A 24,249-nucleotide genomic window follows, 5' to 3' on the forward strand; every position below is an offset into this window, starting at 1 on the left:
GCCCGCCGGCGAAAATCTTCTGGAGCAAATGAGAGTTCATGAAACGCGTGTTGTTTGTCGACGATGAGCGGGCGCTGCTCGATGGCCTGCGTGCGCGGCTGCATCCGTTGCGTGGCGCCTACGACATGGTGTTCGTCGAAAGCGGTCCACGCGCCATCACGGAAATCGAACATCGCGGCTTCGACATCATCGTGACGGACGTGCGCATGCCCGTGATGGATGGCGCTCAATTGCTCGCCATCGTGGCGGAGCGCTGGCCGGAGATCGTGCGGATCGTGCTTTCAGGCTATGCGGAGCAAGACAAATCGGTCCGCCTGCCGATCCTCGCACATCAACATCTCAGCAAGCCCTGCGATCCGCAGCAGATCGAGAATGCGCTCAGCCGATGCGTGCAGATGCACGACCTGCTGCAGGAGCCACGGTTACGGGCCATCGTAGGAGGCTTGCGCCGCGTGCCGACTCTGCCACGGGTGTATTCGCAGCTGCGTACCATGGTGAATGGGCAGAACGCGTCGGTACAGGAGGTCGCGCGCATCGTGTCCGCCGACTCGGGAATCGCCGCCAAGATCCTGCAGGTGGTGAATTCCTCATTTTTCCGCCTGCCGCGCCGGATCTCCCGCATCAGCGATGCGATCACTTATCTCGGCTTCGCGGCGGTTCGCAATCTGGTGCTTTCGGAAGAAGTGTTCTCCCAATGGCCGCGCGAGGCCAGCGCACCGGGCCTGCAGCCCGAGCAGTTGCAAGCCAGCGCTCAGCGCCTGGCGGCGACGGCGCACGCACTGAGCGCCGGCACCGCTTTCGCTGACGATGCGATGCTCGCCGGGCTGCTGCATAACATTGGCTATCGTGTCCTGCTCGGTGAGTGTCCGGGACTGTTGACGGAGGCGCAGGCGTCAGCGCGGACGCAATCCGTTCCGCTGCACATAGCGGAGCGTCAGATCATCGGGGCTTCGCACGCGGAGATCGGGGCTTACCTGCTCGGCTTGTGGGGGCTGCCCCATGGAGTCGTCGATGCAGTGGCATTTCAATACATGCCGGATCACGTGGAGCACACCCACTTCGATGCGCTGGCCGCCATCGCAATGGCGCACACCATCGTCGCACAAGCCGGTCGACCCGCCGGCGCGGACGTCGAATCGAACAATAAGCTTCTTCAGTCGTTGCATGCGCCATTCGACTGGAGCGAGGCCCAGCGGCGCGCCGACGAGGCATCCGGAGATTGGCATTGATGAGCGAGCAGAAACAGGCGACGGTCGTGTGCGTGGACGATGAGGCACGCGTCGTCGAAGGCTTGGCGTTGCATTTGCGCAGGGACTATCAGGTGCACACCGCCCTGAGCGGGGATGAGGGACTGCGCAAGCTGCAAGAGATCGGCGGAGCCGCCGTGGTCGTGTCGGATATGCGCATGCCGGGGATGGATGGCGCCACGTTTCTGCGCAAGGTGATGCGCAGCTATCCCGACGCCACCCGCATTTTGCTCACCGGCGAGCCGGGGCGTGACGCCGCCGTGCTTGCCATCAACGAGGGGCAGATCTTCCGGTTCCTGACCAAGCCGTGTCCGCCGGATCGGATCAAGGCGGCGGTCGAGGCCGGCGTGATTCAGCATCGACTGATGAACGCCGAGCGCCTGCTCATGCAAGAAACATTGATCGGCTGCATCCAGGCGCTGCTCGATGTGCTGGCGATCGCCAATCCCGTCGCCTTCGGCCGCGCCAGTCGAATCAAGCGGCTCGCGATGAATTTTGCGGAGGCGTTGAGCATCCCCGGATTCTGGCAACTGGAGGCCGCGGCGATGCTGTCTCAGATCGGATATCTGTCGCTGCCGGTGGAAACAGTGGAGAAGGTCTACTACGGCGAGCGTCTCACGCCTGAAGAAGAGGTTCTGGTTTCGGCAGCGCCGGAAGTCGCCATGAAGCTCCTCGGGCACATTCCGCGACTCGAGCCAGTCCTGCAGATTCTGATGGCTACCCAGTACTCCGAGGAGCGCCTGAAGAAACTGGGCGACGGCACGATCGGCCAGGGCGCGCGCATTCTTCTGATCGTGCTCGGCTATGACGCGCTACTTACGCAGGGGCACAGCACCGAGGTAGCGGTACAAACATTACGTACGCAGGCGGCACGCTTCGGCGCGGAGTTGCTGGAAAAATTCGCTGCGCTCATCGGTTCCGTGCCCAGCGTGGACGAAGTTCAGAACATACCACTGCGGCACGTCCGTCCGGGCATGACCATTCTCACCGACGTTCGTACTCACATGGGCACGCTGCTGATCCCTCGCGGTTTCGAAGTGTCGGAAACATTCCTGGAGCGGCTGCGGAACCTCGGATCGAGCCTGCTGGCGGAAAAAGTCAAGGTCCTGGTTCAGGCGGCCAAGCCGGTCGAGCTGAAGCCGGAGGAGATCCGATGAGCGCCATAGGCGAACTGCATCACACCCCGTGTGCATTGCGAAGTTCCTCGGTGCTGGTTAAGGGAATCGCCGCTGCCGTGGAAGATCCGACGCACTTAGCATCTGTTGCAACGAGCTCGATGTCACTCGCTCCACTCGCATGAATATCCGCCGGTTGCCCGTTCTCCGCTGCGCCTTGAGCTGCGCGCTCGCCGTAACGTCCGTGGCGAATGCACAGACAGAAGACCTCGCCGAGCTCAGCATCGAGCAGTTGCTGGAGTTGAAGGTCGACTCGATCTACAGCGCTTCGAAATACGAACAGCCAGTCACGCGAGCGCCGTCCTCGATCAGCATCGTGACGGCGGATGAGATCCGCAAGTCCGGCCATCGGACGCTGGACGAGGTTCTGCGCAGCGTGCGAGGTCTCTTCGTAAGCAACGATCGGAACTACGGCTATCTCGGCTTCCGTGGCTTTCAGCGCCCTGGCGACTACACCTCGCGGGTGCTCGTGCTGGTCGACGGTCACCGCATCAACGACAACGTCGGCGACGCGGGCATGGTGGATCGTACCTGGATGGTCGATGTCGACCTGATCGAGCGAGTGGAGGTGATCCGCGGACCAGGCTCGTCTCTGTACGGCAGCAGTGCTTTTTTCGGCGTCGTAAACGTCATCACCAAGCGCGGCCGGCACGTCGGCGGTCTGGAGGCGGAGGGCAGCGCCGGCAGCTTGAACACTTATTCGGGCCGCCTTACCTACGGCACCACGCATTCCAGTGGCTTCGATTGGCTGATGTCCGGGTCACACTACGACAGCGCGGGTGCGAGCCGGATCTACTACCCCGCTTATGACCAGCGCATCAGCGACGCGCCGGGCGCGAGCAACGATGGTTTCGCCGACGATCTCGATGGCGAGCAGGCATCCAAGTTTTTCACCAGCCTGCGTTACGGCGGCCTCAGCGCCTCGATGTACTACAACCATCGCGAGAAGGCCGTACCCACGGCGCCTTTTGGCACTCTCTTCAACGACCCCGAAAATCGCACTATCGACAGGCGCAGCTATGCAGACGTGAAGTATCAGCTGCCGTTGAGTGATGATCTGCAGCTGAGCGCGCGCGCCTTCTACGACAACTACACCTACGAGGGGTTCCATCCTTATAACCTCGCTGCGCCTGGCGAGCCAGTCGATCGCACGATCACCCGCTATGACATCGTAGGTGAATGGGTAGGGACGGAAGCGCAACTCACGACCAGCATCGCCGATCGGCATACCCTGGTGCTTGGGGGCGAGTTCCGCGAGCACCTGCGCGAGGACCAGTTGGTTTATGACATCAGCGAACCAGGCAATTATCACCTCGAGGACAGGCATTCCAGCCGTATGTACGGTCTGTTCGCGCAGTCGGAAACGAAGCTGCGGGAGAATCTGAGCCTGACGCTCGGGTTGCGGCTCGACGACTACAGTGCGATCTCGGAAAGAGCCGTCACGCCGCGCGTGGGTCTCGTTTACAACCCGACCGAACTCTCAGCGGTCAAGCTGCTGTATGGCGAGGCATTCCGCGCTCCGAATCCTTACGAGCGCTCCGCGGAGCATCATGCGGAACACGAGGGTGCGCATCCGCACCAGCTGAGCAGCGAAACGATCGATACTTATGAGGTCGTTTACGAGCGCTACTTCGGCAAGTATCGGTTCAGTCTCTCGGCCTATCAGTACGAGGTGCAGGACCTCATCACGTCGTATCAGGCGGTCGAGGGCGGAGCACAGCTTTACATCAATGAAGGAGATGTTCACTCCCATGGTGTAGAGGTGGAAGTGGAGGGCAAGCTCGCGTCCGGGCTGCAGTTGCGCGGCAGTTACGCACTCCAGAAATCGGAGGTGGAGTCGGCAGGGCGCGAGCTGAGCAGCTCGCCGCGGCACCTGGCGAAGCTCAACCTCATCATGCCGTTGCATGGTGAGCGACTGGTCTCCAGCATCGAGCTGCAGTATCGCAGCAGCTCCCTCACTTTGGCTCGCACCCGATCGGAAGATTTCCTGCTCACGAATGTGCACCTCACGGCACGACCATTCGCGCGTGCCATCGAGCTATCGTTGGGTGCTTATAACCTGTTCGACACGACAGTGGAGTATCCAGCGTCGAGCGAGCACCTGCAGAGCACGATCGAGCAGAACGGCCGCACTGTCGAGGGCCGCCTGCTGGTGCGATTCGGGTCGAAGCCGTGATTGCAGAAGCTTGCTGTAGTGGTCGTGATGCGCGCGCCGGCCGGCAGGCTGGGCGTTCGCGTACGTCGGCCGTGCAGCGCTTGCTAGGAAGCCTGTTGGTCGCGACAGCAGCGCTGAGCTTCGCATCGGCCGCCTGCGCTGAGAGTGTGAGCGAGCATCGGGTCAAGTCCGCGTTCCTATACAACTTCACGCGCTTCGTCGAGTGGCCCGCGGAGCGGTTCAGAACACCCGAGGAGCCGATAAAGGTGGGAGTGTTGGGCGGCGCCGCGCTGCGCGCATCGTTGTCCGCTCTGGTGGCGGATCGACGCGTGGGTGGACGGCCGATCCTGGTGGTCGCGGTCAAGGCTCCGGCGGAGCTTGCGACGGTCCACATGTTGTTCATCGCTAAGGAAGAGCACGATACGTTTGCCCGCATGCGCCCCGAGCTCGAACAGCTTGCACTGCTCACGGTGACCGATGCGCAGCCGTGCAGAACGGCGCTCGCGCATATCTGTTTCGTAGAACAGGACGAGAAGCTGCGCTTCGAAATCGACGTGGGCGCCGCCAATCGATCCCAAGTCCGTATCAGCTCGCAGTTGCAGAAGCTTGCGGCTGCCGTCCACCGGTGAAGCATGGCCGCCTTCCGCGATATCCCGATCAAGAATAAGCTCACCGCCGTCACGATGCTCACCAGCGGCGTGGCGCTGCTGCTCGCCTGCCTCGCGTTCATCGCCTACGAATTCGTGACATTTCGCGGGGTGATGGTCAGCGAGCTGTCTTCGACCGCGGCGATCGTGGGCGACAACATGACCGGTGCGCTGGCGTTCAACGATCCTCAGTCCGCCGAGCAAACATTGCGCTCGCTGAATCTGCATCGGAACATCACGAGCGCTGCTGTTTATCGAGAGGGGGCGCTGTTCGCGAGCTATGTTCGCGACGCGAATGCAGCCGGATCGGTACCGGAGCGCGCCAAGGCCGATGGCCACGAGTTCCGGGACGATCACCTGAGCCTGTTCAGGACGATCGCGATTGCCGGCGAGCCCGCCGGAGCGCTGTACATCCAGTCGGACATGCGGCAGTTGCAGGCGAGGCTGTGGCGCTATTGGTTGATCGGTGTGCTCGTGCTGGTCGCCTCGTCACTGGTCGCATTTCTGCTCTCGGAGAAGTTGCAGACCGCGATCTCCCGCCCCATCTTCGATCTTGCCGCGACGATGAGCCGCGTGCGGGCGGAGAACGATTACTCGATTCGCGCCAGCAAGCAGGGCGAGGACGAGCTGGGCAGCCTGATCGACGGGTTCAACGCCATGCTCGATCAGATTCGAGCCCAGGATCAGGCATTGCAGGACGCGCGATCTTCACTCGAACAGCGGGTGGAGGAACGCACGCGCGATTTGCGCGAGGAAGCGGCTGAGCGCGAGCAGGCGCAAGCCGAGTTGGAGAGAACTCACAGGCAACTGCTGGAGACCTCGCGTCAGGCTGGCATGGCCGAAGTCGCGGTGAGCGTTCTTCACAACGTGGGCAATGTGCTGAATAGCGTGAATGTTTCAGTGACTACGGTCATGGAGCAGGTGACCCAGTCACGCGCACAGAACCTGTCCAAGGCGACAGCTCTGATTCAGGAGCACTCCGCGGACCTCGGCAGCTATCTTACCGGCGATGCACGCGGCAAGCGTCTGCCAGAGTACCTCGTGCAACTGGCCGGTCACTTGCTTGTCGAGCGCGACAGCATGCTGAAAGAACTCGAGCACCTGCGCAGCAACGTCGACCACATCAAGGAAATCGTATCCGTGCAGCAAAGCTATGCGACGGTCTCCGGGCTGAAGGAGTCGGTAGATGTGGCCGCGCTGATCGAGGATGCCTTGCGCATGAACAGCACGGCGCTGCAGCGGCATGAGGTCGATATCGTCCGGCATTTCCAGGCCGTGCCGGTCATCACCACCGAGAAGCACAAGGTGCTGCAGATTCTGGTGAACCTCATACGCAACGCCAAGTTTGCCTGTACCGAAGCGCGCCGCGAGGGCAAGCGCATCACCATCGGAATCTCCCGCGAAGGCGAGACAATACAGGTCAGCGTCGCCGATAACGGGGTCGGTATCGCTTCGGAGAACATGACGCGAATCTTCGCGCACGGGTTCACCACCCGGCGCGATGGTCATGGCTTCGGGCTGCACAGCGGGGCGCTTGCCGCGCGCGAGCTTGGTGGTTCGCTGCGCGCTTTCAGTGAGGGCGTCGGGTGTGGCGCCGCCTTCATTCTCGAGCTGCCCATCACGGAACCGACGGCGGCTTTGCCGTCGGTTGCGTGATGGGGCCGAGCAGGGAATGGGGCGAGCACAGTTTTTTCGGACAGAGTTTTCATGTTCTCAGAAGATCATTGCAATCGCCGCATTCTGCTCGTCGACGACAATCCTGCGATTCATGAGAACTTTCGCAGGATTCTGGGACGAGTGGATGATGCGACCTCGGCCTTGAACGAGCACGAAAATGCTTTGTTCGGCGAGGCGCGGGTGAGCGCCGTTCGACCGGAATTCCAGCTGGACTCCGCCTTTCAGGGCGAAGAGGCGGTGGAGCTGGTCCGACGTTCGGTCGAGAGCGGCGCCCGCTATGCCCTCGCTTTCGTGGATACGCGAATGCCACCCGGGATCGACGGTGTCGAGACGATCGCGAGAATCTGGAAGCTCGATCCCCAAGTGCAAGTGGTCATCTGCACTGCGTTTTCCGATTACAGCTGGCACGATCTCAATGGCCGGCTCCGGCGCTCGGATCAATTGCTCATTCTCAAAAAGCCATTCGACAGCATCGAGGTCATGCAGCTCGCGGCAAGCCTCTCGCAGAAGTGGCATGTCGCACGCGAAGAGCAGCGGCGCATCGACGCGCTCGAACGCAGGATCGCCGAACGCGGCAAGGAGTTGCAGGCCCTGCAACTGCGCAACGCCGAGGTCGACGAGGCGAGCGGGCACATCAGGAACACCGCGGGGTCGGCAGTCACACACGAACAGAAATCGAAGCGTTGGAATGTGCTGAAGCAAGCCGCACTACGCGGCGCCCTGCAGGCAGGGCAGATCGGCGTGCATTACCAGCCCGTGGTGGCAGTGAAGGGGCACCGCATCGTCAGTTTGGAGGCGCTCGCGCGCTGGCACCATCCACAACTCGGCGAGATCCCTCCGGGGGAGTTCATTCCGGTCGCCGAGCGAACCGGACTGATCGTGCCGCTCGGTCAATTCGTGCTGCGATCCGCTTGCGAGCAGGTCATGCGATGGGAGCAGGAGGGCGTGCCGACAGTCGGCGTTGCAGTGAATGTCTCCCCGGCGCAACTGGAGGTGGAGAATTTCGCCGAGCAGGTCCGTCGCATACTGCGCGACACTGGCATGCCGCCACACAAGCTGGCGCTAGAACTTACAGAAAGCACATTCATCGCCAATCTGCCGCGACATACGCAGACGCTGGAACAGCTGCGCGCGGCGGGTGTGCGCGTGCAGATCGACGACTTCGGCACGGGCTACTCCAGCCTCGCCTACCTGCGTCGTCTGCCCATCGATGCGATCAAGATCGACCGCAGCTTCGTTCGGCAGCTCGGCGTCGATGCGACTGACGAGGCCATCGTGGCTGCGATCATGGCGATGGCGCGCAGCTTGCGTCTGACCGTCATCGCCGAAGGCGTGGAAACCGCGCTCCAGCTCGATGCACTCGCGAGACACGATTGCGAGGCGGCGCAGGGCTTCTACTTCAGCCGGCCCCTGGAGCCGGAGCGCTGCCGACAACTGCTGCTGGACATGAGCGAGCGGCCTTCCTTCACGGACACCCTTCGCATCCAACTCGCTGACGTGGCGCGGGCAGGGTAGCGCACGCCAGCGGTGGCATCGGCTGCCCGATCGAAACGCTCGAACGATGGCATGTCCTGCAGGCTCAGAAGCTCATGCGGAATCCAAAGTTCGCGCGTACGCCGTCCTTCTCTCCTTCGGTCGATTGCTGATAACGCACGTCGAGGTGCAGCGCGACTCCCGGCTGAATGCTGCCCGTGAACCCGACGCTCACATCGGCTGTCGTGTCAGGAAGCTCCTCGCGGATCGTAGTGCTGCCGATCGTGGCCGAGGGCGCGTCTGCGAAATCTCGCTGCGCGCCGAGCCCCACGTAGGGCGACGCTTCGTTCATGCCAAACCAGGACGTGGGTACGCGGAACACTTGCACGCCCGCGCGTGCACGCAAGCCATCGTCCTTCACCTCGGAAATGGTCGCGACTTCATCCCTGAAATCATCGAGCTCGAGTCGCTGATAAGCGAGCTGCAGTTGCGGCTCCATCCGCCAATGCGTCGCACCGAGTGGGAAGGGCGCACCGATCTCTGCAGAGACGGTCCCGCTCCATCCGCTCTGGTTGCCCGTTCCGAGGTAAGCATCACGATAGCGGTTGCGGTTGTACAGAAGCTGCATGGCCACATCGAAATAGCCGCCGCGTTTGCCGTAGCCGGTCCAGTACACGCCCGCGCCTTGGGCATCTGTTTCTACGATGCCGGCTCGCGTTGTCAGACCCGCGATCGAGCGCGCGGCATCGAAGAACGTTGCGCGGCTTTCGCCGACGCTCGCCATCACGCCGACGTGCGCGGCGGTCTGGCCCACTTCATATGTATAAATGTCCGTGCCGAACTGCAAAGTCTGGATGCTCAGATCCAGTGCCTGGAAGCGGCTGCCGACTGCGTCGATCTCGTCCGCGTGCACACGCATCCAAACATCGTCCGTCGCTCGTTCACGCTTCGCTTCCGTCACGCGCCCCTGGTCGCCGACCCGTGCGCGCAAGTTGCCGAGCGCAGTGAATCCATATTCAAGATTGGCCTGCGGGCCGAGCACGTATCCGGCGACGCTCGGACGATAGGCGGGCAACGGTTCTTCATCGGGAAGCTGCGGATCGGTGAGTTGAGAGCGCAGGAACCAATCGTTCGCATCCGAGACACCACCCTGATAGAGCAGATACTCGTATGCGCCCGCTTGCACGGGTCGCGCGAGACGGAAGCTGTCCGCGGGACTTGCGCCACCGACTTCAATGATCGCGATGCCGTCGCCGGCCGTCTGCGCGCCGTCGCCGCCAATGCGGTTGATGAGGACGGTCGAATTGGCGCCACTCGTACTGCCTCGAACGACCAGCCGGCTCGTCGCGGAGTTTGCATCGTCAAGTTGTGTATCGATCCTGATAGTGCCGGTGCCCGCGTAGTCGCCCGCCAACGTCAGTGTTCCGAACGGCGTCGCCGCGTTGCCCGGTGCCACGAATCCGCCCGGAACCGTCATGACATTGGCCACGCTGCCAATGCCTGAAAGAATCGCGCCGCTCGCGACTGTCGTCGTGCCCGGCAACGTGCCGTCTACCTGGAGAGTCCCGGCGGCGACCTGCGTGCTGCCGGTAAATGTGTGGATGCCCGACACGATCAATGTGCCAGCACTCTGCTTGATCAGCGTGCCGCTGCCGGAGACTACGCCGCCGTACGTCCCATCGACCGTCTGATCGAAGATCACGGTTGCCGCGTTGGCGATATCGCCGCCGAAGCTCGCGCTGTCGCCGATCAATGTGCCTTCGGAGACTGTCCAGTCACGATCGCTGGTGCCCGTCAGTCGCCAGGTGCCCACGCCTTCCTTGTGGAACCCGTCGAAGTTCTGGAACGCCGTGCCGAGCAGGCTCGCGTCCAAGTCATCGCTGCCCGTGCCCGAGAGCACGAAGCGATCGGCGGTCGCGGCTCCTGCATCGAAGACACCCGTGAAGCCGATCGTCGCGCCCGTGTTGATCGTCAAGACGTCGTCGCCATCACCCAGGTCGATCGGGCCCGCGCCTGCGAGCGTTCCGGAAAGCACGAACGTGTCGTTGCCCGAACTGCCGCCATAGCTCCCGTCGACGTGCAGCGTGGCGCCACTGTCGATCGTGGTCGTGGCGACGCCGCTCATGCTGCCGGCCAAGCCGATGTCCAGCGTGCCGCCGTTCACGTTGACGATACTGAATGCCGAGCTCGCCGGCCCGTCGACATGCAAGGTGCCGCTGTTGGTCTTGGTGAGTGTCTCGAAGTTGATCGCACCGCCCAACGTAGCGTCGCCGGCAATGTCTGCAATGAACGCATCGATGCCTGCGCCACCGTTCACCGGTGCGCTCAGCCCGGACAAGTCGGCACCTTGCTGGATCGTGAAAGTGTCGCTGCCGTCGGCGAGATCGATTGTGCCGCCGCCGGTCACCGTCCCAGCCACCACCATCGTGTCGTTACCGGCCGTGCCTGTGTAGCTGCCTGTCACCTGCAGAATCGAGCCGGCGGCCACAGTGGTGTTCTGCGCCGCGACGCTTCCGCCAGCGCTCACTTGCAGCAACCCCGCGGTCACATCGACGTCGATGAACGTGGACGGACCAGTGATCTGCAGCGTTCCAAGCCCCGATTTACCCAGGGACTCGAAGCCCAGCATGCTTGCGAGCGGCACGGTATTGCCGGCGCCGACTTCGACGTTGAGCAGGTCGTTGCCCAGGCCGCCATCGACTGTGCCAAGCACTGCCGTGCCGTCGTGAACCATGAATGTATCGTCACCTGCGCCCAGCGAAAACACGCCGCCATTGGTGTCGAGCGAACCTGCAACGTCGAGCATGTCCGCGCCGTCGCCCAGGTCGCCGCTGGCGCGCAATGTCGCTCCAGCGGACACAGTCACCGTGTTCACGCCTGCGCTGCCAGAGATGATGGCGTATCCCGCACCACTTGCGTGCAGCGTGCCGCTCACAGTGAGCGTGGTGTCATCCGCCAGCGTCACGACCGGAGTTTCCAGCACGTCGCTCACTGTCAAAGTGCCGCCGGCGATATCGACCTGGCTCCAGTTCTGCGTCCCGATCAGAGTTGCGTTGCCAATGTTCTGCTTGACCAGGTTCTCGAAATCGATCGTCGCGCTGTCGTCGAAGTTGTAGGTGCTGCTGATGTCGAGCGCCACCGTATCGCCGCTGCCGTGCGCGCCGCCGCTGATGGTGGTCGCCAGCACGGCGCCGTCACTCAAGGTCAACGTGTCCTCGCCGCCGCACAGGTCGACGACGCCACTACCGGACACAGTCCCGGACACGCGCATCGTGTCGTTGCCGTTGCCACAGCCATAGCTGCCGTCCACGTGGAGCGTGGCGCCGGCACCGACCAGGGTATCGAGAGTGCCGCCGAGGAGCGCGACCACGCTGCCCGCTGCAGCAATGTTCAAAGTGCCGCCGAGCACGTCGACAGCTCCAAGCGACGTCGCGGCCGGCCCCATGATGTTCAGCACGCCGGTACCGGCCTTGGTCACTCCTTCGAAATTGACCAGGGCGCCTACATTCGCAGTGGTGTCGATATCGTAAGTGCGGGTATCGAAGCCCGCGCCACCATCGACAGTACCAATGACCACCGTAGCGTCGTGGACGATGAAGTTGTCGTTTCCGTCGCCGAGCAGGAACGTGCCGGCCCCCGCGTCGAGCGTGCCGAACACATCGAGCGTATCCACGCCGTCACCGAGATCGCCCGTGGCAAGCAGGGTTCCGTCAACGCCTACCGCTATTGCGTTGGCGCCGGCGCTACCGTTGATCGTGGTCATCGATCCGCCGCTCGCTTCCACGCTGCCATTTACATTCAGAGCCGTGTTATCGGCGAGGGACACGGTTGGCGTCTGGAGGACTCCCGACACTGTCAGCGCACCGCCTTGAACCGCGCTACCGCCGCTGTACGCGTGAGCGGCTGTCAGGGTCGCGGTACCGGCGCCCTGTTTCACGAGATTTTCGAAGTTGATGACGTCGCCGCCGGCCAACGTGCCGCCGCTCGTGAAGTTGAGCACGACTGAATCGCCGGCGGGTGTGTGGGCGCCGCCGTCGATCGGATGGGTCAAGCCGCTGATGTCGCCGCCGTCGTTGATCGTGAGCACATCGTCGCCTGCGAGCAGGTCGATCGTGCCGATGCCGTTGACCGTGCCGGACACGGTGAAGGTGTCATCGTCGATCGTGCCGGTGTAGGTGCCGTCGACCGTCATCGTTGCGCCGGCATCGACGACCGTCGTCTGCGGATCGACCACTGCGCCGGCGCCGACATGCAACGTGCCTCCCTGCACGAGCACAGTGTCGAACTGCGACGCCGCTGGACCGAGAATGTTGAACGTGCCGACGTTGGTCTTGATGAGCGTCTCGAAGTCGATCGCGCCGCCAAGGTTGGCGCTGCCGGCGATGTCCGCGGTCAGCGTGTCCGTTCCAGTGCCGCCGCTGATCGAAGTGGCGAGGCCACTCAGGTCGGCGCCATCCCGAATCGTCAGCGTGTCCGCGCCGTCGAGCATGTCGATCGTGCTCAGGCCGCTGACTTCGCCCGCCACGGTGAAAAGATCTGCACCGGACGTGAACGTGAGCGAGCCGTCGACGACCAGTGTCGCACCGCTCGCGACGGCGGCGCTTTGCATGCCGTTCAACGAGCCGGCCGGTGCGATGTTGAGTGTTCCAGCCTGCACGTCCACCGACACGAAGTCCGAGGGTGCCGGGCCATTGATGTTCAGCGTGCCGACACCGCTCTTGATCAGCTGCTCGAAGGTGCTCACCGCGCCGAACTCGGCAACGCCAGCGATGTTCGCGTTCAGGCTGTCGAAGCCCGTGCCGCCATCGACGGTGCCGATGAGATTGGTGCCGTCATGGATGACGAACTGGTCGTCGCCATCCGCCAGCATGAAGACACCGCCGCCCGTGTTCAGGGTGCCGGCCAAATCGAGCGTGTCGTCGCCGGCGCCAAGATCACCTGTTGCGAGCAGCGTACCGCCTGCGGCAACGGTCACTGAGTTGTTACCCGTGCTGCCGCTGATCAGGGTCTGGGTGGGACCGCTTGCCTGAACCGTGCCCTCGATGGTGAGCGCAGTCGTGCCCGTGACATTGGTAAACGCGATCGTTGGTGTGGTGAGGCTGCCGTTCACATTCAGCGTGCCGCCGCTGATGGTCGTGCTGTCGTAGCCGTGTGCACCGCTCAGCGTGGCAATGCCGACGTTGCTCTTGAGCAGATTCTCATAGTTGCTGACCGTGCCTTGCGCGAAGTCGAGGCTCGTCGTGATGTCGAGCTCCACGGTATCTCCGACACCGACCGTATGCGCGCCACCATCGAGCACACCCGCGTAGCCGCTGAGGTTGGCGCCGTCGCGCAGCCTCAGCAGATCGTCGCCGCCGCACTGGTCGATCGTGCCGTTGCCGGTGACGTTGCCAGCAATGGTGAGACTGTCGCTGCCCGTGCCGCAGCCGAATGCGCCATTGACGTTGAGCGTAGCGCCGGTTGCAACCGTGGCGGCGAGCGTGCCGGCGGGGGCCGCCGAGATATCGGCGCCTACGGCAACGTTGAGCGTACCGGCGTTGACGTTGATGGTGCTGAAATCGGAAGTGCCTGGACCGTTGACGTTAAGCGTGCCGATGCCGGTCTTGGTCAGCGTTTCGAACGTTTGCACGACCTGAAGGTTGGCGGTGGTCGCAATGTCGGTGTTGAGTGTGTCCACTCCTGCGCCGCCGATCACGGTGCCGATCACATTTGTGCTGTCGTGGACGACGAACGTGTCGTTGCCGATGCCGAGATCGAGCGTGCCTGCGCCGGTGTCTAACGTTCCGGCGACATCCAGCGTGTCGTTGCCGTCGCCGAGACTGCCGTTCGCCCGCAGACTTGCGCCCGTGTTGATCTGCACCGTGTCGGCGCCGGTACCGCCGGTAAGCAGCGTGGCGCCGGCAGCCGCGGTCTGCAGCGTCCCGCTTACCTGCAGCGCCGCGCCGCCGTCATTGCTGAACGTGATGTCGTCAACCGACAGCGAGCCCGGCGTGACGAGCCGACCGTGCTCGATCACGACGTGATCGATGTTGCTGTTCCCCGTCATGGTCGTCGTGCCGGAGCCGCGCTGAACGAGCGTGCCGTCGCCGTTGACGTTCTGGGTCAGCGTGTAGGCGTTGGAACGGTTCGCCACCAGCGTCGCGCCGCCGGCGACGTCTGCCTGCGCACCGTTTCCCAGCGTGCCGGTGGTGCCGCCGTTGCCGACCTCCAATGTGCCCGCGCTGATCGTAGTGGAGCCGGTATACGTGTTGTTTGCGGTCAGCGTGAGCGTGCCCGCGCCGAGCTTGGTCAAGCCGCCCGCTGCCGACGTGCTGCGTAACACCCCGCTCATGATGGCATCGCGCTCGGCGAGGCCGTCATTCACGAGGACGTTGCGAACTGCCGCGCCGAGGTTGATGCCATTGCGAAAATCGACGGTGCCGTCGGCGGTCACATAGCCGAACATGAGGTGGTGGCCCGCTGGCACGAAGCCGCCAGTGCCCCAGGTCACTTCGCGGGCATCGCCGAACAGATCGACGGTCTGCGTGCCATCCCAGGCAGCGAAGCCGCCCGAACCGACCCAGCGCACGCCGTGCACATAGATGTCGTCGTCGAGCGCCTCGATGCCGTACGCAGGCAACGGTCCGGCGCCGTCCGGATCGGCGCCGACCGTCGTGCCGTTGTTGCTCTGAAGAGCCTCGCCTCCAATGGTCGTCAGGCCACGGAAGAAACCGCCGCTCGCAGCCGTGAGGCCGAGCACGCCACCGCTACCGTCCGCGGCGCCTTCGAAGCGGATTACGCTGCTGCGCTGGGAAGAGCCGGTCGCGCCATGCGAGGACGTAACTCCCAGTCCACCCGTGATCGCGCCGGCATTGTCTAACCGCAGCGCGCCGCCGAAGATGCGCGTCATGCCGGAATAGGCGTTCGCGCGTGCGTTGTTGTCAGTGACGAGCGCCCACAGGCCGGGGCCTTGCTTGACCAGGCGGAACCAGCTCGAGGCGAATTCCGCCGGTGTCGGCCCATCGACGAGCGTCGCTGCCAGACGGTTGTCGCCCGTGTTGGTACCGCCCAGGGTGAAGGTGAAGCCGGCGTTCTGGGAAACCACAATCGCGGTATTGGTGAGGTTGAGCGCCCCGGCGCCGGAAGATTCCAGACGGGAATCGCCCCAAGCCCAGAACGAGCGGTCGGACGTATCGCCTGCGCCGATATAGCGCAGCGTGCCGTTCCCGCCGACGAAATCCGCAATCAGAGTGCCGGCGCCTACAGCCGAGGCCGCGCCGGCATTGCCGATGGTCGTGACCTCGATGACGCAACCCAGGGGATTCACGTTGCCGGTGAAGGTATTGGCGCCAGTCAGACGCCAGACGCTGCCGCCGGCAGAGCAGTTGCCGCCCGTCGAACCCTGAATCTCCGTGACTCCGGTCCCGTTCGAAATGATTCCAGAAATGACGTTTGGCGCATCGGCAATGCCATCGCCGTCGGCGTCGCTGGTGGTGTACGTGCCGCCCAGTCTCAGGGTGTTCAGTCCCGAGCCAGTGGTGGTGATGTTGCCGCTCCAGGTGAGCGCGCCGCTGCCGCGATTGAACAGATAGTGGAGAGCACTGTTCGTTCTGTGCAGCGCCAGCGTGCGGTTGGTGCTGGTGGTTCCGCCCGTGTAGATCAGGCCGCCCGCATGAGAGCCGAAGACCACGGTCGAGCCCGCACCGAGCGAACTGGCCGTGCCGGTATTGGCCAACGTGTTCGCCCACACCCACTTTGTGTCACCGTCGCCGCTGACGCTCGTGCCGCCGATCCAGGTGGTGCCCTCGTAGGTATTGAGTGCATTCAGGGCCACGTCGCCGGCGCCATTGAGGATCAGCCCCCCGGTCCCCTGGATCACACCGTTGAGGTTCACTTCCAGGTCACTCGTGCTGACGTGCCCGGCGCCCTGTCCCTCGTTGGCGTTGATCACCCGGTCGGCCGCGCCCAGGTCGATGCCGTTCTGCCAGTTGATCGTGGAGTTCGCCCAGTTGCCGCCGAAGCGCAGCGCGTGCCCGGTCGGCACGAAGCCGCCGCTGCCCCAGGTGAGCGTCGCCCCCGCGCCGCCAAGGTCGACGGTCTGCGGCGCACCGATGGCGCCGAAGCCTCCGGAGGCGGTCCACTGCACTTGACCTGCTCCGGTGCCGACCGCTCTGGTGAATGAGCCACTGGTGTCGTTCAGCAGCACGTAACCGCCGTGCTGGACCAGATTGCCGGAGCCTGCGCCGTTGATCTGCAGGTTGGAGTTGGGCGACAGCGACCCCGGCGCGCTGAGGATCAGGTTGCCGAAGCTGCCGCTCACCCCATTGCCGACGATCGTGGCGCCGCTGTAGTTGTTGCCGGTGTGGGTCATCTCCAGCGCGCCGTCGCTGGTGATCAACAAGCCGCCGGTCCCTGTCAGCTGCCCGCTGAGCAAGGCGTGGTCGGTGATGTTGCCGTTGTCCACGCGCACGGTGCGAACCGCACCGTTCAAATCGATCGGGTTCTGGAAATCGATCTGGCGCGCATTGCTGCTAGCTTCGTTGGTGCCGAGAATCAACCACTGCCCATCGGGCACGAACCCGCCGACACCCCAGGTCAGCGGCGCCGAAGCTCCGCCCAGGTTGACCGTCACATCCGAACCGCCACCGGCCTGGCCGGCGCCGAGCGCCCAGAAGCCGCCCGTGCCGCTCCAGCTGATCTGACCGTCGGCGCTGCCGAGCGGCAACGTGATGTTGGGCACCGCCGCGGTGCCATAGATGAGAGGGAGATTGGCGGTCGTGCCGTCGAAGCGGAAGTTGGTGAACTGTGATCGCGTGGTCGCGGAGTTCAGCACCAGCTGACCACCCGTGAGGATGGTTTCGCCTGTATAGGTGTGCGTGCCGCCATCGAACCAGGTAGCCCCGCCCGATAAGGTGAAATTGCCGGAGAAGCTCAGATCGCCCGACAAGCGCGCGCCGCCGAAGCCGTTCAGAGAGAGCACGTTCGCGCCCGTGTCGGACAGATTGCCCGTGACCCGCAGCGTGCTTTCCGCGCCGAGATTCAATGTGCTGCTGGCCGTCAGCACGGCAGTGCCGTTCCAGGTGCCGATCCCGGAGCCTTCCTCGTAGATGGTCGAGGTTCCGCCAGTCAGGGTCAGGTCGTGCGCAAGCGTGCGACCGGCCAGGAGCCGGAGCTGACCGCCGCTGAGCAGGAGACGCGACGCCGCCGTATCGCCGCCGAAGGCGTTGTTGTGGTCGATGCGCAGGATGGTGCCGGGGTTGACCGTAACGATGTTGTTGGCGCCGTTGAGGGCGTTGCTGCCCGTCACCACCAGATAGGCGCCGTTGGTGAGCGTGATACCGCCGGTGATCGTGTTGGTGCCGGCCAGCCACAGGTAGTTGCTGGTCGAGCCTTGCCCATTGAATGTCACGCCGCTGGTGCCGGCGAGCGTCGAACTGAGCGTCGTGTTGTGGGCCATGTAGATGGTCGGCGCCGCTCCGGCGAGCGTCAGCGTGCCGCCGGTCACGCTGTAGCTGCTCACCTGGAAGCGCAGGTTGTGCGCGGTGATCGGCACACCCAGGGTGACCGTGCCGGCCGTGCCGCTGAAGAAGGCATTGTCCAGCGCGGGATTGTTCCAGGCGCTATACGGCAGGGTGGTGCCGTCGCTGTTCGTGCCCCAGAACAGACTCGAAAGATCCCAGACGCCGGTGCCGCCGAGCCCGACCGTGCTGCCGTTGACATCCCAATAAAGATCGGCTGCGCGTGCCGGAGCGTTGAACGTTCCGAGCGCGATGAGAACACCCAGTCGTAGTGGCCGCATCAACGCCGGCGTGGGGCGCTCGACGGCGTTGCGGTCGAATATCGCTACGGATCCCGCGGACCGCTTTTCTGTGCAGCGGCCCTTGCGACGCGTAGCAAGCTCGGAAGCAACAATCCAAGCGCGCTGCGCCTCAGACCAGACGACTCGAAATATACAATTCATGTGCGACTGCCCGGGCGCGCGACGAATCGATTTCGCGAACGCGGGCGCGCCGACAATCAAGTTACTCGGCGAGGCACCCCACACGACCCGGTGACATTGCGTTGAGCTGCCGCGGCCGTGCGTCCTGATTCTCTACAGACGCGTGACGAATGAGCCGTCGTCTTCTTGTTGCGCCTGAGTTGCTCCTTGGTTAGACGACCACGGGGCAGTGTAGGAGGGTGGAAGACGCGGCTTCTGAGCCTTCTGTCACACTCGCTCCGGCAATTAGCGCCAATTTGACGCCTTTTTTGGCGGCTTTTTGGCTGCGCGGCGCTCCACGAGGTACGGAAAGGGCGTTGACAAATCTCCAACCGGCGCACGCCGGCGCGCTTGAGTCAGCGCGCCCCGCGTGAGCGGCGTCTGCCGGCAGGCCGTGGAAGCAGAGCGATACTCGCAAGCAGCAATAGAAACATGGGAGCTAGTCCGCCGCCGCCCCCACCACCACCGGAACTGTTCAAGCTCGACGTGGTGTCTCTGGAACTACTTCCGCCAGAGCCCGTATCGACAGGGGTCGGAGGCGCAGCTGCGTTCACTTCACCATCGATCACGACAGCAAAGGGAACATCGTTGGCTCCTGCGGTGTTGGCCACCACCTGTGTCGCGAAGGCTCCAGTTCGCAGCGGAGTGATAGTGAGCTCCACCGCACAGGTGGCGCCCGCTGGCAGCTCGATGTTGCTGCAGTTGTCCGCAGAGAGGGCCGCCTGCTCGGTGTCCGATACATAGACGGAGCCCAGCTGCTCGTTGACTCCGTATCGGCTCTGGAACGTCACGGTGACTTTGCGCGTCTCCCCGACTTCCCAGTTGCTCAACGTGATAGTGGGCGTAGCGGAAGTCAGGCGAGAGCCCGCAAACGCCGTCAGCTGCACGGTTGTGACCGCGGCCTCCGCGCCGGCGCTCGTGGGCACTTCAATCAGTCCATCGGCGATACCTTCGCTCGCGGCGCTGAAAGTCACCTGCATGTCGCAGGATCCCGAAGGGGCGAGCGTTGTGCCGGAGCACTCATCGCTGGTGATCGAAAATCCCGCGGCGCCGCTCAGACGCGATGATCCAACTGCAGTTGCTGCGGTGGACTCGTTCGTGATGCGCAAGTCCCGAGTGGCGACGCTGCCAAGCGCGATGGAGCCGAAGTCAAGTTCATCCGTCGACGGATGCAGCGGCGACAACGAATTGCTGACTGCGCGCTGTGCGTTCAAGAGACCAGCGCCACACACGGCATCAGTGGCGCAACGGCTGCCGGACGGAAACGGGGTCACGGAGCTCGGCGCGGCCAATAGAGTTTTCAGGCGGGCAGGGGAAAGGGTGCTGTTTCTGCTCACCATCAGCGCCGCAGCGGCCGCGACATGCGGGGCGGCCATGCTGGTGCCTTGTGAGAACTTGTACGACCAGCCACTCGCATCGTGAGTGGTCGCGCCAGTATTGGAGATAGAAAGAATGCCTGCGGTGGGCGTGATCCGCATGTCTCCACCCGGCGCGGCGAGGGTGATGCGGCTGCTGCTGTAATTGCTGTAGTAGGCCAGGTCGCCGCCCATCGTGCTCGCCGCGACTGCAACGACGTTCGAGCAACTGGGCAGCATCGAGTTGGCTGCGTCATCCGCATCGTTGCCCGCTGCAACCACCACGAGCGCGCCGGCAGCGGTCGCGGCATCGATGGCTGATTGCATGGTGGCATCGCAGGCTCCGGTCGCGCCGAGGCTCAGACTGATGACACGAGCGGGTGTCCGGTTCGTGATCGTGGGGTGCACGCCCGCAGCCCATCGGATTGCTTCCGTCACGTCGGACAAGTAGCCGCCGCACTTCCCCAGCACGCGAACCGGCAAGATCTTCGCTCCGTACGCGCCTCCTATGACCCCCTCGGTGTTCGCCAATGCCGCCACCGTGCCGCTCGTGTGACTACCGTGCCAGCTGCTGGAGACGCGATCGCAGTTCGAAAAGAATGCGGTGGCCCTGTCGGCATCCGATATCCAGTCGCCCCGATCGAGCGCTTGCGGCTGCGGCGCGACGGCCGCCAACGCACTGGCAGTGGATGCAGGGCAGGTCGCGCGGATCCGGCAGTCAGTGATGAAGTCATAGCCCTCATCCGCAAGAGCGCCCGTGCCTTGCGCGCCGACCATATCGGGATGCGGCAGGATACCCGTGTCGATGACAGCGACAATCACGTTGCTCGCGCCAGTCTGTAGCTGCCACGCGGACTCGAAATCAGCGCCGTAGGAGCCGACCAACGGCGCCCGTAGCGCCCACAACGAGGGCCAATACGGATCAGTGGGCGTCGTTTGCGGGGTCAACGTTACATCGACTTCCGCCCGCGCGACTCCCGGCTCGGCACGTAAGCGGGCGGCGATCGTTTCAGCCGAGGCATCCCCGGCCAGCTGATCGGGCGTGAACACGTGAGAACCATCGGCGAGCGACCGGACCCAGGAAAGTGCAACACCTGCTCGCCCGTTGAGTGAAGCGAGCACGTGGTCGGCAGGGCGCGCGCGCTCTTGTGCGAGAACCTGCTGAGCGGAGCCGCCCGCCGGTGGTGTGGTGGGCCGCAGCTTGACGATCACGCGAGTAGGGAGTCCGCCAGCATTCTGGGCGCTTGCTGGTGCCTGGTACACCGCTAGAACTGCGCATCCGATGATCGCCGCCCACGCGGCGCGGTGAATCTGCATCTGTGAAGCCTGAACTGTAGAAGTGGCCCGACATATCGGCGTTCCGGCTGCGCTTACCAATCAGCAAATCCCCCAAGCGACGCGCCAGCATCGCGGAAACGTGACGCGGTTCACGAATCAGAAGGGGTTAGCGGCGAGCGTTTTGTGTTCGCTAGGGCTCCTCGTATTTCTCGGTGCGTACGCCGGCGATCGAGTAAGCCGCTTCCGCCAGCTGCGAGCTCACCCGCTGGGTGCTCAGCTTCCCGACGACCCACACCGGCTCGTACATGCTCTGCAATCGCATGGGCTGGGCCATCTTCACGTACACGATTTGATTGGGAGGCGGTGGCGGCACGTGCAGACAGGCGCCGAAATACGGCACCAGCAGAAACTCGCTGACCCGATATTCCTTGTCGACGCCGAGCGGCACGACGAAACCCGGCAGGCGGATGGTCAGGCCGTCGAGCTTGGCGTTGACCTGGGCGGAGCCTTCCTGTTCGGCCGCCGGGCCGGATTCGTCATCGAACAGCGGTCGTACTCGCTGCGAATTGAGCGGTGGCGCGAAGCGCTCGGACTCCGGAAGCAAATCCTCCCAGCCGAGTTCGCGTGGCGCTGCAGGCGTGCCGGGTGCGCTCTTCGCGCTCGACTCGGGCTTGGGCGGATCGAGTGCATGCGACACACACGGCAGCAGCAGTGAGCCGAGCAGCAGGACCAACCATGCGCATTTCATGTCTTGCCTCTACAGTCTGATGGTCAGGCCATCGGCAAGCGAGCGCCGATAGGCTTGCCAGGCCGGAATCGCTCCGGCGAGCGTCGCAGCCGTCAAGAAGCCGCACAGAATGGCGAGATCGGTGAGCGACCAGGCCGGCCACTGCAACAGCAGCCCATACGTGTGTTGAACGAGCGGTCGTGCAATCGCCAGTGCGAGGTACGTGCACAGAACGCCAACCAACATTCCAAGCGCAGCGACGCCCACGGCTTCGCTGACGAGCAGCGCAAAGATGTGAGCTGGTCTCGCTCCCACCGAGCGGAGGATGGCCATCTCCCGGCGTCGCTCGTTGAGGCTCGCGAGGATGGCGACGAGCAAACAAACGAGTCCGGCTGCCGTGACCAGCAAGCCGACGGCCAGCAGCGCCACTTCGACATTGCCGACGATGCTCCACAGGTTTTGCAACGTGACGCCAGGCAGGATGGCGAGCAGCGGCTCGCCCCGGTATTCGTTGATGCTGCGCTGGATCTGGAAGGTATCGATCTTCGACTTCAGTCCAATCAGAATCGCGGTAACGGAGTCCGGAGTCAGGTCCTGCTGGCGAGCGTCTTGCGCGCTGACACGCTGTCCTTTCGGCGCAGGCATGCCCGACTGCCAATCCAGATGAATGGCCTGGATCGCCGCGAGACTCACATGCACGGTGCGATCGATAGGGGTCCCAGTAGGTGCGATGACGCCGACGACGGTGAATGGCTTGTCCGCGTGCTCGGCGAAGCTGGTGCTGCCGGCGCCGTGCGCGATCACGATCTGCTCGCCTGCCTTGTAGCCCAGCGTCCGCGCGACCTCCGCGCCGATCACAGCATCGTACAGATCGGCGGGAGCGCGGCCGGCGGCGAACTCGATCTTGCGATCGTCGCCAAATCGGTAGTGGCGATAGTAGTCGTCGTTGGTGCCGAGTACGCGAAAGCCTCGATGCGAGTCGCCCAGCGATAGCGGAATGGCCCATGCGACTTGCCGATGCTTGGCGAGGCGCTCGTAGAACGGCCAGGAAACATTGTTGGTCGCGCTGCCAAGATGGAACACCGAGTACAGCAGGAGATTGATGTCGCCGCTGCGCGCTCCAACGATCAGGTCCGTCCCAGAGATGGTGCTGGCGAATGCACTGCGCGCTTGCTCGCTGAATTGGCGCACGCTCAACAGCAATGCGACACTGATTGCAATCGATAGGATCGTCAGCCCGGCAGTGGCGCGGCGATTCCAAAGGCTGCGTACGGCGAGCGGCAGCAAAGTCATGCCGCGGTCTCCAATCGTGCCGCGCTGTTGATGTCCGCGAGCGCGATCTGCCGATCGAACTGCGAGCGCAGGCTCGCATCGTGGCTCACGAAGATCAGCGTCGCCTCGCTCGCGCGGCATTCGCTCGACAGCAGCGTTATAAAACGTTCGCGAGTATCGGCATCCAGAGACGAGGTGGGCTCGTCCGCGATGATGAGCTGCGGGCGGCCGAACAGGGCGCGGGCGGCAGCCACTCTCTGTTGCTGGCCCTGGCTGAGCTGTGTTGCCTGGCGGTCGGCATAGACCGTCGGATCCAGGCCCACCGCCGCGAGCAGGCGTCGCGCCTCGTCGTAGAGCGAGCCCGATATATCAGCCGCGCGTTTTCGGCGTTGCTCGGAGAAGCGTGCCGGAAGCGCAACGTTGTCGAGCACGCTCAGGTAGGGAATCAGATTGAACATTTGAAAGATGAAGCCGATGTGCTCTGCGCGAAATCGATCGCGCAGTGACCGCTTCACGGCGGAGAGCTCGAAGCCATCGATGCGCACACTGCCACGCTGTGGCTCCAGGACGCCGCCCAACAAGCCGAGCAGAGTGCTTTTGCCAGAGCCGCTCGGACCATGCATGAAGACCCGCTCGCCACGCGCTACCTGCAGCGATGCAATCGCGAGCAGCGGCTCACCGCCTGACCAGCTGAAGCGAACATCGTTCAGCTCGATCATCTGACCGGCTTCCGCAGAACAAGGCGTGTGTTGGCGCGGGTCAGCTCGGTGCTGTGTTGTCCGTCCGGCGCGGCGACCTGAGCCTCGATTTTCGTTTCCGCCTCGAGATGCTCGAGCAGCCGTACGTACAGATGCTGTAGGGCTGCCTGCTTCTGACAATCGAATTCGTAGTCGGCGGCGAACTCGGAATGTCCGCTCGGGTCCTCCCAATCGGGCGGCGTGACTTCGGACTTCACAACCCGACAGCTTGCTTCGGCGGATGGCTGAAACTGCCCAGCCGGATCGCGCAACCACTCAAGCGCCTGCGAGACGGCCGCCTGATCCTGTGCCGTACGCGGTCGATGCTCGAAACCGACCAGGTTCATTGCGGGCGAGCGAAACTGCAACGCGAGCCGCGAGGCGTCGACTGCCACGTTGAGGGTGGCTACTCCGTGCTCATGAGCGTGATGATCCTCGAACATTTCATCTTCGGCGGCGGCGCAGGTCGCCGTCGCGCACAACAATGTGACAAATAAGGTCCGTTTCCCACGGCTCATGGTCGTTGGCCCTCTCGAAGTATCACATAG

General features: G+C 63.7%; 12 protein-coding genes and 1 pseudogene. 6 read left to right on the forward strand and 7 right to left on the reverse strand.

What is annotated here, in order from left to right:
* Positions 1 to 38 precede the first annotated feature (38 nt).
* From JM946_RS09250 to JM946_RS09275, 6 genes are all read left to right on the forward strand, one after another.
* Positions 39 to 1,229 carry a response regulator gene (locus tag JM946_RS09250; protein ID WP_203167005.1) on the forward strand — a complete coding sequence of 397 codons (1,191 nt, stop codon included), beginning with the start codon at positions 39 to 41 and terminating at the stop codon, positions 1,227 to 1,229.
* On the forward strand, positions 1,229 to 2,404 hold the full coding sequence (locus JM946_RS09255) for an HD domain-containing phosphohydrolase (RefSeq protein ID WP_203167006.1): 1,176 nt from the start codon (positions 1,229 to 1,231) through the stop codon (positions 2,402 to 2,404). The genes JM946_RS09250 and JM946_RS09255 overlap by 1 nt, the downstream gene beginning before the upstream one ends.
* Positions 2,405 to 2,606: 202 nt before the next feature.
* Positions 2,607 to 4,598, forward strand: coding sequence for a TonB-dependent receptor plug domain-containing protein (locus tag JM946_RS09260; protein ID WP_203167007.1), 1,992 nt, complete (start codon positions 2,607 to 2,609; stop codon positions 4,596 to 4,598).
* A gap of 95 nt (positions 4,599 to 4,693) precedes the next feature.
* Positions 4,694 to 5,206, forward strand: a complete 513-nt coding sequence (locus tag JM946_RS09265; RefSeq protein ID WP_203167008.1) for a YfiR family protein — start codon at positions 4,694 to 4,696, stop codon at positions 5,204 to 5,206.
* 3 nt (positions 5,207 to 5,209) lie between these two features.
* Positions 5,210 to 6,880 (forward strand): CHASE sensor domain-containing protein, encoded by a 1,671-nt coding sequence (locus tag JM946_RS09270; RefSeq protein ID WP_203167009.1) that lies wholly within the window; start codon positions 5,210 to 5,212, stop codon positions 6,878 to 6,880.
* 51 nt (positions 6,881 to 6,931) lie between these two features.
* The gene (locus tag JM946_RS09275) at positions 6,932 to 8,416 is read left to right on the forward strand and encodes an EAL domain-containing response regulator (protein WP_203167010.1); all 1,485 of its coding nucleotides are present in this window, start codon (positions 6,932 to 6,934) and stop codon (positions 8,414 to 8,416) included.
* A gap of 64 nt (positions 8,417 to 8,480) precedes the next feature.
* Here JM946_RS09275 and JM946_RS09280 read toward each other — a convergent pair whose 3' ends face one another.
* The 7 genes and pseudogenes from JM946_RS09280 to JM946_RS09305 all read right to left on the reverse strand — a co-directional run bounded on the left by JM946_RS09280 (position 8,481) and on the right by JM946_RS09305 (position 24,219).
* Positions 8,481 to 18,152 (reverse strand): autotransporter outer membrane beta-barrel domain-containing protein, encoded by a 9,672-nt coding sequence (locus JM946_RS09280; RefSeq protein WP_230979579.1) that lies wholly within the window; start codon positions 18,150 to 18,152, stop codon positions 8,481 to 8,483.
* Between the two features lie 57 nt (positions 18,153 to 18,209).
* Positions 18,210 to 18,314, reverse strand: a pseudogene (locus JM946_RS31545) (ESPR domain-containing protein); the annotation flags it as partial.
* A gap of 374 nt (positions 18,315 to 18,688) precedes the next feature.
* On the reverse strand, positions 18,689 to 20,899 hold the full coding sequence (locus tag JM946_RS09285) for a S8 family serine peptidase (protein ID WP_203167012.1): 2,211 nt from the start codon (positions 20,897 to 20,899) through the stop codon (positions 18,689 to 18,691).
* Between the two features lie 256 nt (positions 20,900 to 21,155).
* On the reverse strand, positions 21,156 to 21,713 hold the full coding sequence (locus tag JM946_RS09290) for a DUF3299 domain-containing protein (RefSeq protein ID WP_203167013.1): 558 nt from the start codon (positions 21,711 to 21,713) through the stop codon (positions 21,156 to 21,158).
* A 9-nt stretch (positions 21,714 to 21,722) separates the two neighbouring features.
* Positions 21,723 to 22,985: an ABC transporter permease gene (locus tag JM946_RS09295; RefSeq protein WP_203167014.1), complete on the reverse strand. Its 1,263-nt coding sequence runs from the start codon at positions 22,983 to 22,985 to the stop codon at positions 21,723 to 21,725.
* On the reverse strand, positions 22,982 to 23,683 hold the full coding sequence (locus JM946_RS09300; RefSeq protein ID WP_203167015.1) for an ABC transporter ATP-binding protein: 702 nt from the start codon (positions 23,681 to 23,683) through the stop codon (positions 22,982 to 22,984). Before JM946_RS09300 ends, JM946_RS09295 begins: the two co-directional genes overlap by 4 nt.
* Positions 23,680 to 24,219, reverse strand: coding sequence for a ZrgA family zinc uptake protein (locus JM946_RS09305; RefSeq protein ID WP_203167016.1), 540 nt, complete (start codon positions 24,217 to 24,219; stop codon positions 23,680 to 23,682). Before JM946_RS09305 ends, JM946_RS09300 begins: the two co-directional genes overlap by 4 nt.
* Positions 24,220 to 24,249 lie beyond the last annotated feature (30 nt).

The sequence above is a fragment of the Steroidobacter gossypii genome (genome assembly GCF_016801985.1).
In the GTDB taxonomy this organism is placed as follows: domain Bacteria; phylum Pseudomonadota; class Gammaproteobacteria; order Steroidobacterales; family Steroidobacteraceae; genus Steroidobacter; species Steroidobacter gossypii.